This window comes from Guptibacillus hwajinpoensis, from assembly GCF_001039475.1.
GTDB lineage: Bacteria > Bacillota > Bacilli > Bacillales > Guptibacillaceae > Guptibacillus > Guptibacillus hwajinpoensis.
This window is the reverse complement of the sequence record NZ_LELK01000004.1, coordinates 144452-160510: the sequence shown is the minus strand read 5'-3', so window position 1 is coordinate 160510 and position 16059 is coordinate 144452. Positions and strand designations below refer to the sequence as shown.

Annotated in this window: 16 protein-coding genes; 6 read left to right on the top strand and 10 right to left on the bottom strand. The window is 43.2% G+C overall.

Going from position 1 to position 16059, the window contains the following annotated elements; translation table 11 throughout:
- Positions 1 to 49: 49 nt before the first annotated feature.
- Together AB986_RS11205 and AB986_RS11200 are read right to left on the bottom strand one after the other, a co-directional pair.
- Complete coding sequence (locus AB986_RS11205) at positions 50 to 412, bottom strand: SLAP domain-containing protein (RefSeq protein ID WP_048311248.1); 363 nt, start codon at positions 410 to 412, stop codon at positions 50 to 52.
- Positions 409 to 1458 carry an FUSC family protein gene (locus AB986_RS11200; protein ID WP_048311247.1) on the bottom strand — a complete coding sequence of 350 codons (1050 nt, stop codon included), beginning with the start codon at positions 1456 to 1458 and terminating at the stop codon, positions 409 to 411. Before AB986_RS11200 ends, AB986_RS11205 begins: the two co-directional genes overlap by 4 nt.
- A gap of 107 nt (positions 1459 to 1565) precedes the next feature.
- On the opposite strand from AB986_RS11200, the gene AB986_RS11195 reads away from it, so the two are divergent.
- Positions 1566 to 2201, top strand: a complete 636-nt coding sequence (locus AB986_RS11195; RefSeq protein WP_048311246.1) for a DUF429 domain-containing protein — start codon at positions 1566 to 1568, stop codon at positions 2199 to 2201.
- A gap of 275 nt (positions 2202 to 2476) precedes the next feature.
- Here the strand turns inward: AB986_RS11195 and AB986_RS11190 are convergent, their stop codons facing one another.
- From AB986_RS11190 to AB986_RS11180, 3 genes are read right to left on the bottom strand one after another with little or no spacing between them, the layout of a single operon-like run.
- Positions 2477 to 2671 carry a hypothetical protein gene (locus AB986_RS11190; RefSeq protein WP_048311245.1) on the bottom strand — a complete coding sequence of 65 codons (195 nt, stop codon included), beginning with the start codon at positions 2669 to 2671 and terminating at the stop codon, positions 2477 to 2479.
- Positions 2672 to 2725: 54 nt separating this feature from the next.
- A complete protein-coding gene (locus AB986_RS11185) occupies positions 2726 to 3199 on the bottom strand; it encodes a glutathione peroxidase (RefSeq protein ID WP_048311244.1) in 474 nt (157 codons plus the stop codon).
- A gap of 58 nt (positions 3200 to 3257) precedes the next feature.
- Positions 3258 to 4304 carry a class I SAM-dependent methyltransferase gene (locus tag AB986_RS11180; protein ID WP_048311243.1) on the bottom strand — a complete coding sequence of 349 codons (1047 nt, stop codon included), beginning with the start codon at positions 4302 to 4304 and terminating at the stop codon, positions 3258 to 3260.
- Between the two features lie 161 nt (positions 4305 to 4465).
- On the opposite strand from AB986_RS11180, the gene AB986_RS11175 reads away from it, so the two are divergent.
- From AB986_RS11175 to AB986_RS11165, 3 genes are all read left to right on the top strand, one after another.
- Positions 4466 to 6208 carry a B12-binding domain-containing radical SAM protein gene (locus tag AB986_RS11175; RefSeq protein ID WP_048311242.1) on the top strand — a complete coding sequence of 581 codons (1743 nt, stop codon included), beginning with the start codon at positions 4466 to 4468 and terminating at the stop codon, positions 6206 to 6208.
- Positions 6209 to 6340: 132 nt separating this feature from the next.
- Complete coding sequence (locus AB986_RS11170; RefSeq protein WP_048311241.1) at positions 6341 to 7792, top strand: amidase; 1452 nt, start codon at positions 6341 to 6343, stop codon at positions 7790 to 7792.
- 31 nt (positions 7793 to 7823) lie between these two features.
- A complete protein-coding gene (locus AB986_RS11165) occupies positions 7824 to 8732 on the top strand; it encodes a DMT family transporter (protein WP_048311240.1) in 909 nt (302 codons plus the stop codon).
- 49 nt (positions 8733 to 8781) lie between these two features.
- Here AB986_RS11165 and fhuF read toward each other — a convergent pair whose 3' ends face one another.
- Genes fhuF through AB986_RS11145 form a run of 4 tightly spaced genes read right to left on the bottom strand, consistent with a single transcriptional unit; the run spans position 8782 to position 12394 of the window.
- Complete coding sequence (gene fhuF, locus AB986_RS11160; protein ID WP_084006519.1) at positions 8782 to 9531, bottom strand: siderophore-iron reductase FhuF; 750 nt, start codon at positions 9529 to 9531, stop codon at positions 8782 to 8784.
- On the bottom strand, positions 9506 to 10321 hold the full coding sequence (locus AB986_RS11155; protein ID WP_048311238.1) for an ABC transporter ATP-binding protein: 816 nt from the start codon (positions 10319 to 10321) through the stop codon (positions 9506 to 9508). The genes fhuF and AB986_RS11155 overlap by 26 nt, the downstream gene beginning before the upstream one ends.
- 16 nt (positions 10322 to 10337) lie before the next feature.
- Complete coding sequence (locus AB986_RS11150) at positions 10338 to 11387, bottom strand: FecCD family ABC transporter permease (protein WP_048311237.1); 1050 nt, start codon at positions 11385 to 11387, stop codon at positions 10338 to 10340.
- Positions 11384 to 12394 (bottom strand): FecCD family ABC transporter permease, encoded by a 1011-nt coding sequence (locus AB986_RS11145; protein ID WP_048311236.1) that lies wholly within the window; start codon positions 12392 to 12394, stop codon positions 11384 to 11386. Before AB986_RS11145 ends, AB986_RS11150 begins: the two co-directional genes overlap by 4 nt.
- A gap of 169 nt (positions 12395 to 12563) precedes the next feature.
- Between AB986_RS11145 and AB986_RS11140 the strand changes: the two genes are divergently transcribed.
- Together AB986_RS11140 and AB986_RS11135 are read left to right on the top strand one after the other, a co-directional pair.
- Entirely contained in the window at positions 12564 to 13523 is a 960-nt protein-coding gene (locus AB986_RS11140; protein WP_048311235.1) for an ABC transporter substrate-binding protein, read from the top strand.
- Positions 13524 to 13666: 143 nt separating this feature from the next.
- Positions 13667 to 14584, top strand: coding sequence for a zinc dependent phospholipase C family protein (locus tag AB986_RS11135; protein ID WP_048311234.1), 918 nt, complete (start codon positions 13667 to 13669; stop codon positions 14582 to 14584).
- A gap of 164 nt (positions 14585 to 14748) precedes the next feature.
- On the opposite strand, the gene AB986_RS11130 is transcribed toward AB986_RS11135, so the two are convergent.
- Positions 14749 to 16035: an MFS transporter gene (locus tag AB986_RS11130; protein ID WP_048311233.1), complete on the bottom strand. Its 1287-nt coding sequence runs from the start codon at positions 16033 to 16035 to the stop codon at positions 14749 to 14751.
- Positions 16036 to 16059: the final 24 nt, after the last annotated feature.

The following is a 16059-nucleotide window of genomic DNA, read 5'->3' as shown; positions in this document are numbered from 1 at the left end:
AGAGAAAATCAGTTGAATGCAGATGTACTTTTTGTTGCTACTAATCGTTTTATAATGAAATATCCCAATTATGAAGTGATGGAGGTTGAATAAATGAGTTCGGGTGATAAATAAACGTCCATGGAACAGCTGTCATAGATGGAATGATAAGATCATGAGTGAAGCGTTCCTTCGCTACTACGTCATCCTTTTCCTTGTAATACAGCAATCGATCTTGCAAAAGCCAGTCTTCCGTTCCATTTAGAATACAAACAGAAGCAAGGACGCAGCCTTGATGGTTAAAAGCAGCTCGCACTGGAACAAACTTCAGTCTACCTTTCTCAATCGGGTTCTGTTCGTAAATCGTTTGGAACATTTGCCGATCACGTGGAGCAATGGTCCGATCCCACTTCTCCTCAAATAATAGAGTCATCGTTCTCTCTCCCTTTTCGTGTAGCGATCTTCCTTTTGTTCCAATGTGCAAAGATCATCAATCACATCGTTTAATGATAATAGCTCAAAGATCACAATCATCTTTCCTGTAAAATGATGACGTGGTTCATCCACTTCTGTTCGCTCATTATCGAGTCTATGAAACAGGTCGTCTAACTTCTCAATGCTTTCTATGTGTTTTTGGGTCAGCTGGTTGGATGGTTTATGGAATGCTTTTGAAATAGAACGACCCGCTTCGCAAATAATGCGATGATCTTCTTCATCTATTCCTTTTCTCATATTTGTGTATAACATATTGCCCAGGTGATAAAGAATCTTCTGCAAATATTCAAGCTTCTTGAGTACAACAGAAAAAGTACGAACTTCATGCATACTGTGTCTTCTGTACTTCCATTCTTCACGCTGATAACCAATTAATTTATACGTTCGCTCGAGATCTCGGCTTAATCGCTGATAGACGAGCGTTTGCTTTCTAGCGTGAGTTAAATCAGCTATAATCTGTTCCAGTAAATCACCCGCATTATGGTACAGTCGCTCGACACCCTGGTTAATCATAGTATGAAATTTGGGAGGCATAACAAAGTAGTTTACAGCGGTTGAGACCACAATGCCGATTAACGTTGTACTGAGACGAAAGACAAAAGAAGACATGTAATCACCTGATGCGTCTGGGATCATTGCTACTGCCGTAAGCGTTGCAACAAGCATACCGTCATCGAGACCGAGCTTATGGCAAGCAATAAGTGTGAAGGTCGCGGCAAGCGCGTAAGTGAAGGGAGATTGATGAAGAAACGATTCGAACAACAGAGCAAACCCTGCGCCAATCGCTGCGGCTGGAAAGCGCACGATTCCTTTTTTAATAGAATCAGATGCTGTTGGCTCAACTGTTACAATGGCCGTGATCACCGCAAATAGAACAGGTAGTCCAAGCGCATCACAAATCCAGGCCGTCAAAAAAGCTGCCAGACCCGTCTTAAGAATTCGTCCGCCTACAAATTTAAATACTTTCTGTTTCAATTCCACCATACGTATCAGTCCGTTTCTATTACTCCATTATAACGTACGTATTGGGTTTACATGAACCCGTTTTCAATTTAATGTGTACGTAAACAAACATTGAAGGAGAAATCTGTATGACCTTATATGTAGGTATTGACCTATCCGGCCCTTCCAATACAAAAGAGACATCTCTCGCGTTCTTTAAAGAGGATGAGTCCAAGCTTCGTTTCCAACAAATCGTAGACGGCGCAACAGATGAAGATATTTATAAGCTATTGCAAGAGCAAACAGATCCGTTCGTTATCGGAATTGATGCTCCCCTCTCCTATCAGCCTGGCGGAGGAGATCGGAAAGCGGATCGTGCTTTACGAAAACAAATCATCGCAAAAGGAATGAAGAGCGGATCGATCATGACGCCCACCATGACGCGAATGGTTTACTTAACGCTCAGAGGAATCACCCTTTCAAGAGGGTTATCAAGCACAACACCTGCTAGCATTGTTGAAGTTCACCCAGGAGCATCAGTTGGACTACGTTCACCAGATCTCACGTCAGTCCTTACCTATAAATCAGACGAAGAACCGCGTCATCAGCTACAAGCGTTTCTCGAGAATGACGGGGTCCACGGAATTCCAGCTGACGTTCTTCAATCCTCCCACTCCTTCGACGCCTGCCTCGCTGCTTATGCAGCTTGGAAATGGAAGAACGGCAAATCTGAATTTCTATATCCTGCAGAGCCTCCCTTTCACCCTTTTCCATTTAGTTGTTGAAAGGCTGTTTTCTTAAAGGTTGTTGCTATTAGATTAGTGGTTAATTTCTGCTCCAGGTGCTCGCTTTCCGCAGGGCGGGCGGAAAGCCTCCTCGTCGCTACTGTGGGGTCTAACCTGTCCCGTTAGTCCCGCAGGATTCGAGCATCCTTCCGCTTCAATTAGCAAAGTGTATTTTTTTAAACTATTTTAAAAAATTTACGTAAGAAGAACTCACATCATCGCTAACTCCAGCACAACTCCCCCACTAAATACATTATAGAAAAAAACCCTGTGCACTAGTTGCGCAGGGTTTGATCAAAGACTTTTGGAACAATATCACGAACGACAATGTATAGTAAACTTAGAAAAAATGCTGTTATCGCCATTGCAAAAGAAGGAAACACATCCCATTCACGGTCCATGGCCCAGCCACTAAACATCGCTCCGGCAAACGTGCCTATCATATAGCAAAACGGAATCCACCATTTCATTTTGAAAATCACCTCAGAAATGATATACCCCATTCCGACAATATTCGAACCTTTTTAGAGCATTTCCTCTATCTCTTTTTTAAGAGAAGATGGCTCTGTTGTTGGCTCAAAGCGCTTGACTACTCGACCGTCTTGATCAATTAAAAACTTCGTAAAGTTCCATGGAATATCTTCATGTGGGACATGAGGTGCTTCGTTTGTTAAATACTTGTACAGTGGATGCGCCTCTTCCCCGTTCACGTCCACTTTTGCAAACATTGGGAAGCTTACACCGTAATTGATCGAACAAAACTCTTCAATTTCTTCCTCTGATCCTGGTTCTTGTGCACCAAACTGATTACAAGGAAAACCAAGAATTTCAAACGGTTTATCCTCAAAAGACGTATACAATTCCTGTAACCCTACATACTGTGGTGTTAACCCACATTTACTTGCCGTATTCACAATCAGAAGCACTTTACCGCTGTATTCAGATAGCGGAAGCTCTTTTCCTTGAAGCGTTTCTGCCGTAAACGAATGAACACTCATCTAATCCCTCCTCAAATCATTTCACCTCACTTTTACCATAGTTAGGGTTAAAGTGCTACTAACGTGCCCTTGCGATAATGCCATTGTGAACTTTAATAAACCCGTGCCTCACAATATCCAAACCGTTCTCATACGCGTACAAACCCATCTGCCGGATATCCATTAATTCGCGATACGTATGGTTCATCATATCGGCCATCACGTGATAATAGATTCTCGATTTCATCTGATTCCGAGGTGTTGTCATGATGACATAACCATCATCTTTCACGAATTTCCGGTGCCACTCTAGTATAGCTGGCTTGTGTTCATCTGGTACATGCTCAAGCAAACCAACGCTCAGCACAATATCAAACTCTTTATGAAAATCAAGATCTCGAATATCTTTTACAAGATAGGTTATGTTCATTTGATCTTTGTACCAGACCTTTGGAGCTCCTGTTTGTGGATTTGTACCAAGGAATGGATAGGTGTTAGGAAAGTGCGCAAACCGATCCGTCTTACAAAATGCATCATAATCGACCATGACAACCTCTCCACCAGGATACATCGCGTGAAGCTGCATCGCCTCATATCCTTCAGCGGCACCGAGAAAGAGGATGCGAGGGTTTTCTACGTCTAACCCTTCAAATAGAGCTCGTTTCCCACGCGGATCCCAGATGCCATCTTCAATACGGTGGACGTAATTCCACAGAGATAGCCGCGCCATCTCTCCTAGACCTTGCTTGATATCATGAAGGTGGAAGCCTTTGAAACTATCTTTTAACGATGATTTAAGACGCTCCTGTTCGGCAGGCACGTCTTGCATAAACAGATTATGGAACGAGCGATTGAAGTACTCCCAGGATTTTTTCACAGGCATGTCCTGCTCGTGCTCCTTCTCCCAATCTCTCCGTTCCTTTGCAAGCTTCTTTACTTCAAATGGCCTACCAATCTCTTTCCATGACAGCTGTGACCAGTCACTAACAACATTAGCATTCAAAAATCGATTCAACTGCTCGTTTCTTGCATTCCGTAGATCGACGCGATAACTCGGCAAAAGCGTTGTGTACTCGAAGTCCTGTTCTGAAAAAGGATGTTCAGGCGTTATTGAAGCAAGTTCCACTAGAGTCACTCCCTGCTTTTTTTCATCTATTCTCTCACGTAAGCGCTTTCTTTTCAAATATTTTCCGAATAGTCAGACTGTAAGTTCCTTATTCTGTAACTGATTAATTTTTCCTTAAGGTGATATAATGAAGAAATTAAAGATGCAGGAGTTGGAAAAGAATGAAGATTGTCGTTAGTACGCTAAATGCGAAGTTTATCCATACGTGTCTCGCGTTGCGTTACTTAAAAGCCTCCGCCGCCCCAGAGTATGACGTAAAGATGGCAGAATATACGATTAAAGATCCTCTTATGAATATTGTAAGTGACCTTCATAGCATGAAGGCGGATGTGATTGGGTTTAGCTGTTATATCTGGAACATTGAAGAGACGATTCCGGTTATTGAAATGCTGAAAAAAGTAAATCCATCGCTAACGATTGTACTCGGTGGTCCTGAAGTTTCATATGATGTGTATGAGTGGCTCGACCGCATTCCACAGGCCGACTATATTGTGATGGGTGAAGGGGAAGAAACGTTCAAACATCTTCTTCAGTCAATTGAATCAGGAGATGCCGAACACGTTAAAGGCATTGCCTATCGGAAAGACGGGACGAATCACATTAACCCACCTGCACCAAAACTTAGCTTGAGTGACATTCCTTCTCCATTTCGATTTGAAGAAGATCTCGCTGACCTTGGTCGCCGTGTAACGTATGTTGAAACAAGTCGCGGCTGTCCGTATTCGTGTCAATTCTGCCTCTCTTCAATCGAAGTTGGTGTCAGGTATTTCCCTGCCGAACGCATAAAGGAAGAGCTTCGGTACTTAATGGACAATGGTGCCAAAACAATTAAATTCGTCGATCGAACGTTCAACATTCGAAGAAACTATGCAATTGATATGTTTCAATTCTTAATTGATGAGCATCGACCAGGCTGCGTTTTTCAATTTGAAATTACTGCTGACATTATGCGTCCAGAAGTGCTGGAATTTCTAAATCGTGAATCGCCAAAAGGTCTTTTCCGATTTGAGATAGGCATTCAATCTACGAATGATGAGACGAACGAACTTGTTATGCGAAAACAGAACTTCGAGAAGCTCGCACGAACGGTCACAATGGTGAAAGATGGCGGGAAAATTGACCAGCATCTTGATCTAATCGCAGGCCTTCCAAAAGAAGATTACAATTCGTTCCGTAAAACGTTTAACGATGTTTTTTCATTCCGACCAGAAGAGCTACAGCTTGGCTTTCTTAAAATGCTTCGTGGTACAGGTGTCCGCCTAAGTGCGGAGAAACATGGCTATCTTTATATGGATAATGCTCCATATGAAATTCTCGGAAATAACGTTCTATCCTTTGATGACGTGATTCGTATTAAACAGGTAGAAGATGTACTCGAGAAATACTGGAATGATCATCGAATGGATACAACGATTGAATATTTAGTAACAACTGTTTTTCCATCTCCATTTGACTTCTTCCAGGAGTTCGGTAGCTACTGGGAAGGAAAAGGATGGTCACGAATTGGTCATCAACTTGAAGATCTATTTCGTCGACTCGCAGCTTTCATTAGCATCCATGCACCAAAACACTTAGAGCACGTTACAACGCTATTGAAAATCGATTATCTTTCCAAATCAAAAAAGAAGCCGCGTACTGTTTGGTGGAGCGATCGTCTTCCGAAAGAAGAAGAACTAGCTCTATTAAAACGAATTAGCGAGAACCCGCTCCTTCTAGGAGAAGCTTATCAAGCGCTAAATCTAACAGAACGCGATCTTCATAAACATACGATCATTGATGTTCTTCCAGGAACTGCTCCAAATCCTGATCAACAAAATATTTTACTTGTTTACTACGATCCGAAAACAGATGAGCGTGAAGTATTCTACGGCCCGCTTCCTTCAGAATCTTCGGTTGTCCTGTAAAGATAAGAGGCATTTCGTCCATTGAACGAAGTGTCTTTTCTCTTTCTCCTAATAAAGGATTCTGATGGTTAAAGCCGAATAGATAAATTAACCGATGTCGGAGGATAGGCCGACACTATCTGGAGGGATAGCATGAAACTAGTAGAAATGGATGCCTTGTCCCTGTCGAAGGAAATTTCCAATCGAGAAATTTCATCGTACAATGCCGTTAAAACGTATATCGATCACCTAAAGACCATTAACCCTGTCTTAAACTGTCTTGTTGAGAACCGTTTTGAAGCTGCCATAGAAGAAGCAAGGAAAGCTGATTACACACTAACAACTGAAGAACCTAGGGGACGTTTATTCGGGGTTCCAATCAGTGTAAAAGAGTGTTTTCATGTTGAGAATATGACCACTACCGGCGGTCTTAGCTACCGAGCTGGCTCGCGTGAGCAAAAGGATGCAGAAGTGATTAGACGTCTTCGAGCAGAAGGAGCAATCATACTCGGTAAAACGAACACCCCTGCCCTCTGCTTCTGTCAGGAAACGGATAATAAGCATTATGGGAGAACGAATAATCCGTGGGATATTACAAGAACTGCCGGTGGATCAAGCGGCGGAGAAGGTTCGCTAATTGCAGCAGGCGGTGCCGCTGTTGGCATTGGAGCAGATATCGGTGGCTCGATACGCTTTCCAGCCCATTTTAACGGAGTTGTCGGATTTAAATCAGGAAATCGTCAGGTATCACAAGAAGGCAATTTCCCTTATGTCGATAAACCAGAGCAGGAGCGTATGCTTGGCATCGGAGCGATGAGTAAATCTGTTCAGGATGCTAGATTGATCAACCAGATTATCGCGAATGAACAACCGCCGAATCGCAGCCTTTCCGATTTTAAAATAGTCTATCCCCTTCCACACCATCGTTTTCCGATTAACCGTGAGACGTATCAGTTGATAACGAGTATAAGAGATACGTTCGATGGAGAACTTGCCGAAGAACAAGCAAATCCGCCGTTCTTTAATGAAGCCGCCTTAATGTGGCAGCAAATGATGTCAATTGATGGTGGAGCCGATATGGCAAAGCTTATGGTTGATCATGACAGGGCAAGTCCATTTGGAGAGTTTATGAAAGAGAAGTTCTTCCGCAACTCTGATGTCCATCCTTACCTTTCGTGGGCATTAATTGGGGCAAGACTTTTTAAACCAACGCAAAAGCAAATTAACCAGATTCACGTTGCGCTAAAACGTGGTGATGATATTCTAGAAGACTATTTAGACGATCGCATCTTAATTATGCCTGTCTACCATTCGCCAGCTCCCGTTCACGGTCAACTCTATCAAGAGCTATTTTCGATACGTAAAACGTTTCTCAATTACATGCCAAACGTCGCTTACGCCAATGTATGGGGACTTCCCTCCCTTGTCGTTCCTGTTGGTATGAGTAGAGATGGGCTACCGATTGGTGTGCAGCTTGTTAGTCGCGTTGGGAATGAAGAAGCGCTCTTTCAGTTTGGTGAGCAACTTGAGAAGCGCGTTGGCGGTTATAACCGCTGTACAGCACACGACGAAGCCGTAGAACAAGCTGAAGCTGAATTAGTATAGAGTCTTGTCACAATGGAGGAATGAATAAGAATTGTCTACTGAACAAAACACGAAACCGTACGTAGCAATTATCATCGCGGTTCTTTTCGTATCAACATCAGCCGTTTTCGTGAAGCTATCTTCTGCGCCTGCTTCTATCATTGCAATGCATCGTCTTTTGATCGCGATTGTAATTATGTTGCCGATTGTGTTCATAAAGTATAGAAAATCATTTAAAGCAATTAAAGGAAAGGACTGGGGCTATGGAAGTCTAGCAGGCGTGAGTCTCGCTTTTCACTTCATTCTCTGGTTCGAGTCACTGAATTACACTTCTGTTGCGAGTTCTGTTGTGCTCGTTACCCTACAGCCACTCTTCGCATTTGTCGGAACGTATCTCTTCTTTAAAGAAAAACTCACCCTTCCAGCTATTGCAGGAGGGGTGACGGCAGTTGCTGGAGCAATCGTCATTAGTTGGGGGGACTTTCAACTAAATGGAATTGCCCTGTTAGGCGATCTTCTTGCTCTTACAGCATGTGCCATGGTCACCGGCTACCTTTTATTCGGTCAGAATATCCGAAAGAGGCTAGACCTTATTCCATACACGTTCATCGTTTATGGAATAGCGGCTGTGACGCTCGTTCTCTATAATCTGATCATGCGCTATCCTTTTGTATCATACCCCGCTTCTGACTGGGTCTATTTCATCCTGCTTGCTCTCTTCCCTACTCTTCTTGGTCATTCACTCTTAAACTGGGCAGTGAAGTGGGTTAGCGTGAACGTCATTTCAATGAGCATCCTTTTTGAACCAATTGGGGCGAGTGTTCTTGCTTATTTCATTCTCGGGGAAACGCTGCATACAATGCAGTGGATTGGAGGAGGCATCATTTTAGCTGGACTCTACTTATTCATCCGAAGCTACAAACGCAAACCAGCGAACATAAATAAAAAGCGTGCCCTATAGGGTACGCTTTTTCATTCGACATCAATCGAGCTAAACCGGGTGGTGCCTGTCACCCGCGGAGTTTTGGGCAAGTTTTACAGCACATGGTGTCTGGAGAAATTTGGTCTCGCAAGCAGCATGTTTTTCGGGTGCGCATCGTGCCTTCTGCGCGTTCCTTCTTTTCTGTGTAATACGGTAGAAATGGGTTCGTGCCACAAGTAAAGCTTGTGCACTGGAACTGATGAACGATGTAATGAAAGTCCTCTTTCGCTCGTTGCTTTTGCTCTTCATTAGCTTTAGAAGGAATCAAGGTTTCATAGATCCAGAATAAATAAATCGCCGCGTTTTCCCATAGAATGGTAGCAGATAGTTTCGTAGCTTTTACCATCGTTTCAACAAATGGAGCAAGGTTCTGATTAATCAATTCGTTAGCTAGCTTCGCTCTTGCATTCGTTCGGTTTTCTGGACCAATCCATTCATCACGTACAGCAAGCTTCATCGTCCAACTGTCCTGCTCGAATCCAATTCTGTATCCGAGTTGATCCGGACCTGCTTCAATTCGCTTATTCCACATCGTGAATGCAAAGAGAATTGGAGCGATCGTCATTATGCCATAGCGCTTCATAAACTGCGATCCAGCAACAAAAAGATTAGGGAAATGCCCTTCGTCTACAAGGTCTTGGAGTATTTCCGTTATTTTCTCTTCATCGAGAATTTGCTCTATTTTGGGATAGCTAGCTACATCATTTCCAATCTGAAGGCTAAGCTGCTCGAGTATTTCCTTCTCATCTTTACTAAACATCTGCAGGTTCGCGGGCATGAACCATCCTCCCCTTTCCGTGTGGAACACAAAGCGGTGTGCCGAAAATTGGATCCTTGATGATGTCGCTTTGAAGTCCAAACACCTGATATACAAGTTCCTCATTCACAATATCCTCTGGCTTCCCCTGATCATAAATCCCTTTGTCCTTCACTGCAATAATATGATCTGCGTACCGGCATGCAAGGTTCAGATCATGCAGTACCATCAGAATTGTACGATTGCCTTCTTTATTCAATTCAAAAAGCAAATCAAGTATTTCCACTTGATGAGCCAAATCTAGATACGTTGTAGGTTCATCAAGTAGAATAATGTCGGTGTCTTGAGCAAGTGTTAACGCAATCCAAGCTCGTTGACGCTGTCCACCTGAAAGGGAATCCACATTTCGCTCTGCAAACTCTTCCATGTGCGTAGCTTGTAAGGCATATTGGACAGCTTTTTCATCCGCTTCTGACCACTGACTTAACCACGTTTGATACGGATATCGCCCCTGTTTAACTAGTTGCAGAACAGTAAGTCCTTCGGGAGCGACAGGTGACTGTGGAAGAATAGCCATTTTACGAGCAATTTCTTTCGTCGGTTTATTGGATATCGCCTCTCCATCAAGAACAATCCCTCCAGAATGGGGCTTTTGGAGGCGCGCTAGGCTTCGTAACAGCGTTGACTTGCCACATCCATTCCCACCAATTAGCACACTCATATCACCTTTAGGAATAAGTAAATTGAGCTCATCTATAACAGTATGCTCGCCGTATCCAAGCGTTAGATCTTCCGTTTGTAAAGCGTACACTTCGCCCACCTCCTCATTATTTGTTTCTTGATCGATACAATAAATAAATGAAATATGGAGCACCAATTGCTGCTGTGAAAACACCAGCAGGAACTTCTAGGGGAGAAAATAATGTGCGTCCAATTAAATCTGCAATCATAACAAGCATGCTTCCAACTAATGCTGACACAGGTACGAGCACTCCGAACGAAGAGCCTACTAGCTTCCGCGCAATATGAGGAGCCATTAAGCCAACGAAGCCAACGCCACCCGCGAAAGCAACTGCCCCTCCTGCGAGTCCTGTGCTAATAAAGAGCAAGGTGATTCGGTCACGTAAGAGCATAGCACCTGCACCTTTGGCCACATCATCACCGAGCTCTTGAAGATTCACCCTTCTCGAATAGACCATAAGGAGTATGAGAAGCACGACTACCCATGGAAGCAGCGTGAGCACGTCCTGACCGTTTGTACCATGGACGCTACCTGTAATCCAGATGTTCGCATCTGATGCTCTATAAATCGGTCCTATAATCATGAGTAGAGTCGTTAATGCTTGTAATACAGCTGTAAGGCCAATCCCAATCAGCACTAGTCGGATTGGCGAAATGCCATTTTTCCAAGATAGAATAAATACGAGAAAACCCGCCAGAACCGCTCCAATAAACGAAGCAAGCGGCTGCCATTGAATACTAACGGTTAAGGCATTTGCTTTATCACTAAACACCGTTAGAAATCCAATCGTTGCAAGCGCCCCACCCCAGGTAATTCCTAGAATATCAGGCGAAGCGAGCGGGTTACGAATCATCCCCTGTAGGATCGCACCTGAGACGGCTAATGCTCCACCAGCAAGAATCGCCATCGCAATTCTAGGAAAACGGAACTGCTTCACTACAAGCTCATTCATATCTGTTCCATAACCAAACAGCGCTTTTACAACTGCATCAGGTTTTATAAAAATTTCTCCTATGCCAATGCTTATGAGAGCGGTTAGAATTACGGCACCAATGAGAGATACAATAATCAGAATCGCTCGTCGATCAAGGAGAAAAGAGAGCGTCTTCATTCGAAAGGAAGTGTATTTCGTCATAGCTGGTTAAACTCCCTTCGAGCAATATAAACAAAGAATGGTGTACCGATGACAGCCGTTAGAACGCCAACAGGCGCTTCAAGTGGCATGATCACATAGCGCGCTGCAATGTCAGCCGATAGTAATAGAATTGCGCCGAGTATAGCACTGTAAGGAATGATCCAACGATAATCAGAGCCAGTAAAAAATCGCGCAAGATGCGGAACGACAATTCCAACCAATGCAATCGGTCCGGCAACCGCAACGGAGCCTCCTGCAAGAAGAACAATCAATAGCGCAGCACCAGCCTTCACAAAGAGCGTACGCTGGCCAAGTCCTTTTGCAACATCTTCACCCATGACTAGCGTGTTGATTTTCTTACTAATGAAAACAGCACCAACTAGTCCAATTGCGATATATGGAATCACAGCACCAAGCATATCTAAGCTACGGCCTTCAATCGAGCCTGCAAGCCAGAACAGCACATCCTCAAGAGCTTTCTCGTTTAACACGAGCATGCCTTGCGTTAACGAAGAGAACATCGCTGCAATAGCAGCACCTGCAAGCGTTAACTTCATCGGCGTAAGCCCTTCTCTTCCCAGAGTCCCAAGTACATAAACAATCAAAGATGCTACTGCTGCTCCAAGAAATGCGAGCCAGCTGAATGCTGCGAGCGATGTGACGGAGAAGAACGTCACAGCAACTACAATCGCAAAGCTTGCACCTGCATTAACCCCAAGTATGGATGGTGAGGCGAGCGGGTTACGTGTGATCGCCTGCATCAATGCTCCTGCTACAGCGAGGCTTGCTCCAACTGCAGCACCGATTAAAGCACGAGGTACACGATTATCAATAATAATGATATGTTCATTGCTTCCGTCAAACTGAGTAAATGCATTCAGAGCTGTTGACCAAGTTATACTTGTTAAACCATAGACAACACTAGATGCCATTAGCGCTACTACGATAAGGGCGCCAATCGCAAGCCCGAGCCATTTATTTCGTACTGTTTTTAATTTATGAGCCATAAAGGATTTTTTCCTTTCCTTATCATCCATATTAAGTGTAAAAAAAGAACCAATGCGTGTCAATGAATTTGAGAATCAATCTCAATTGCATGTTGACTCTTTTGTGACAATTGAGTATCATTACATTGTAAATGAAAATGATTCTCACTATACATAGGGGGCTATAAGCATGTTTAAAAAAGGTTGGCTTATCCTTACTCTGGCCATGGTTATGATTCTTGCTGCATGCGGAACAAGCGAGAATAATGCAAGCGAGGGTAATTCAGAAGAACCAAAAGAAGAACAAACTGCTCGTACTGTTAGTCATGCAATGGGAGAAACAGAAGTTCCTGAAAATCCTGAAAAAGTTGTTATTTTAACAAATGAAGGTACAGAAGCCCTTCTTGCAATGGATGTTACACCTGTTGGTGCTGTTCAATCATGGCTTGGTGATCCTTGGTATGATCACATTTCTGATCAAATGGAAGGTGTAGAAGTTGTCGGAACTGAAAGCGAGGTAAATCTTGAGGCTGTTGCAGCGCTGAAACCAGACTTAATTATCGGAAACAAACTTCGTCAAGAAGATATCTACGATCAACTAAGTGCAATTGCACCAACTGTTTACTCAGAAACGCTGAAAGGCGATTGGCAGGAGAACTTTACGTTTTATGCAAAAGCGTTGAACATGGAAGATAAAGGCGATGAAGTTATGAGCTCTTATAATGACCGCATCGATTCTATGAGTGAAAAGCTTGGCGAACAGCTGGATAAAGAAGTATCTGTGGTTCGTTTCCTTGCAGGACAAACAAGAATTTATTACAAAGACTCTTTCTCAGGCGTTATTCTCGAGCAACTTGGCTTTAATCGTCCAGAATCCCAGCAAAAACAAAATTTCGCTGAAGAAGTTACAAAAGAGCGCATCCCTGAAATGGATGGAGACGTACTCTTCTACTTCACTTATGATCCTGGTGATGGAGATGCCAATTCTACTGCTGAAGAATGGACAAATGATCCTCTCTGGAACAACCTTGAAGTTGTAAAAGAAGACAATGTTCACAAAGTAAGCGATGCAATTTGGAACACTTCTGGTGGAGTAATCTCTGCTAATAAGATGCTAGACGACATTGAGGGCGTCTTTCTAAGTGAATAATATAATCAAAGTCCGGCATACGCCGGGCTTTTTTCATGCTTGCATCTCAAAAAATAAGGGAAAGAATAAATAAATGTGGCAAGAAGACAGGTTCATGTCAGGTATAATAGAGTAACTCATCTATATAAGGGGGGGACATATCGATGCCAAATGTCTGGACACATATTTTATTCGGGGAAGAAGCTGCTATGGAGGCCGGCATATGGACGACGATCAAAGAGGACCTTCCTTTCTTTCGCCTCGGTGCACAGGGGCCTGACCCCTTTTTCTACCATAATTTCTGGCCATGGAAAAAGAATAAACCTGTCCAAGAAACAGGTTCAGTGCTCCACCAAATGAATTGCGGTCCATTTCTAATCGATATGATTGAATACGGAAAGCACAATGATCCAAAGCTTCGAGCTTATATTCTAGGTTTCGTTACCCACCACATTCTTGACCGTAATGCACACCCCTACATCCACTATCGCTCAGGACTTGAAGGCAACCGCCATCAGCAGCTAGAAATTATTATCGATACCATTTTGATGAAGGAATACAAAGATATCGAAACGTGGAAAACTCCTGTTTATCAAGAAATCCACGTTGGTAAATCTCTTTATCACCCTATTGAAATCATGTTATATGAGCTCATTCAAACACATTATCCGGAAACGGCTGAACGCATGCCGGGTGATTACATTAATCAATCGTATCGAGATATGGTGCTTGCACTTAAGATCCTATTTGACCCACTAGGTTGGAAAAACCAAATCCTTAAGAAGCAAGTCTCTTCCTTTTCTTACCGAAAACAAATTGGTGACGAAGATTACTTAAATCGAGACGGCACAACATGGATTCATCCTGCTGTTAAACAAGAAGAATCTACCGCTACATTCGAAGAGCTACTCGAACAGGCTGAAGATGAAGCAACAAGTATACTCCCTCTTATTCTCGACTACTGGCATAACGAAGAAGATTGTCTCACTGAACTAGTAAATCAAATTGGTGATCGCTCGTACGATACTGGGAAAGACTGTAGTCTTTCGCTCGAATTAAAGCATTTCGACCCAATTGTGTAAGCGGTATCAAAAAATTGCTCAGAGGAAACTCTGAGCATTTCTCATGTGACGTCTAATTTCCAATATATCCGCGATTTTTTCGATATATCCGCGAAAAGTGCTGTTATTTCCGCGAAAATCGAAATATATCCGCGATTTTGAGGTTATATCCGCGAAAACCCTCCTCACACATCAACACCCTCATTCACCATCACAATCTGTGCCTGCTCTTTTCCTTTATCGATGTTAACTTTGCTAAGTAAGTAGATTCCCGCTAGGAAGAAAATGACGAGTGACACGATCCCATAGCGACTTGAGCCTGTAAGCTGCCCAACAAAAGCGAAGAGGAACGGACCAAAGATGGCTGAGAACTTAGCTGATATGCCGTAGAAACCGTAGAACTCAGCGTGACGATGGTCAGGGACCATACTTCCGAAGATGGAACGACTGAGAGCCTGTGCTCCACCCTGGACAAATCCAACCATCATCGCCAGAAGGTAGAAATGGGTAGCTGTTGTCATAAAATAGCCTAACAGTACGATTCCAACATAAATCCAGAGGGCGATCATAAGTGCTCGTTTGGCACTGATTTTCTTTGCAAGGTAGCCGAAGAAAAAAGCAAAAGGTATGCCAACAAATTGCGTAATGAGCAATGCGGCAATCAAATCGTTCGCTCCAATGCCAATATCTCGGCCGTAAATGGTTGCCATTTTGATAATAGTAGAAATGCCATCATTAAATAGCCAGAAAGCTACTAGAAACAGTAAAAGCTGCTTATAGTGATTCAATTCTTTAAATGTCATTCTTAAGCGTTTAAAACCAATCGACATATATGATCCGCTTAACTCGGGCTGGGTATGCCGCTGCTCTTTAACATGTTTGAACATTGGAATGGAGAAAACAAACCACCATACCCCAACGCTTGCAAATGAGAGCTGCGTTGCAACAAGTGCGTTCGGGAGAAGGAACCAGGATGGGTTCATAATCATGAGCAGGTTAATGAGAAGCAAAAGTCCGCCACCTATATAACCAAACGCATAGCCTCTTGAGGAAATACGGTCCATCTCTTCCCCTTTTGCAATTTCAGGTAAAAAAGCGTCATAGAACACGTTACTTCCTGAAAAACCAATCGTTCCGAATATTAATAGAATAGAAGCTATGAGGTAACCACCCTCCCCAATAAATGCCATTAAGATACTTGCGGTCATCCCCATATAAGCAAAGAATCGCAGAAACTTCTTCTTCGAACTAGAGTAATCTGCTATTGCCCCAAGAACTGGAGAAAGAAGCGCAACAATTAGAACGGCAAGAGACTGAGAATAGCCCCAGTAAGATGTTGCAAGACTACGATCAATGTTTTTTGCTGCTACGTCATAATAGAATACAGGTAAGACAGCTGCCATCATTGTCGTCGCAAACGCGGAGTTTGCAAAATCGTACATCATCCAACTCCGGATCTCTCTTTTTCTCATCTCGTTTCCCCCCAATAATATTCG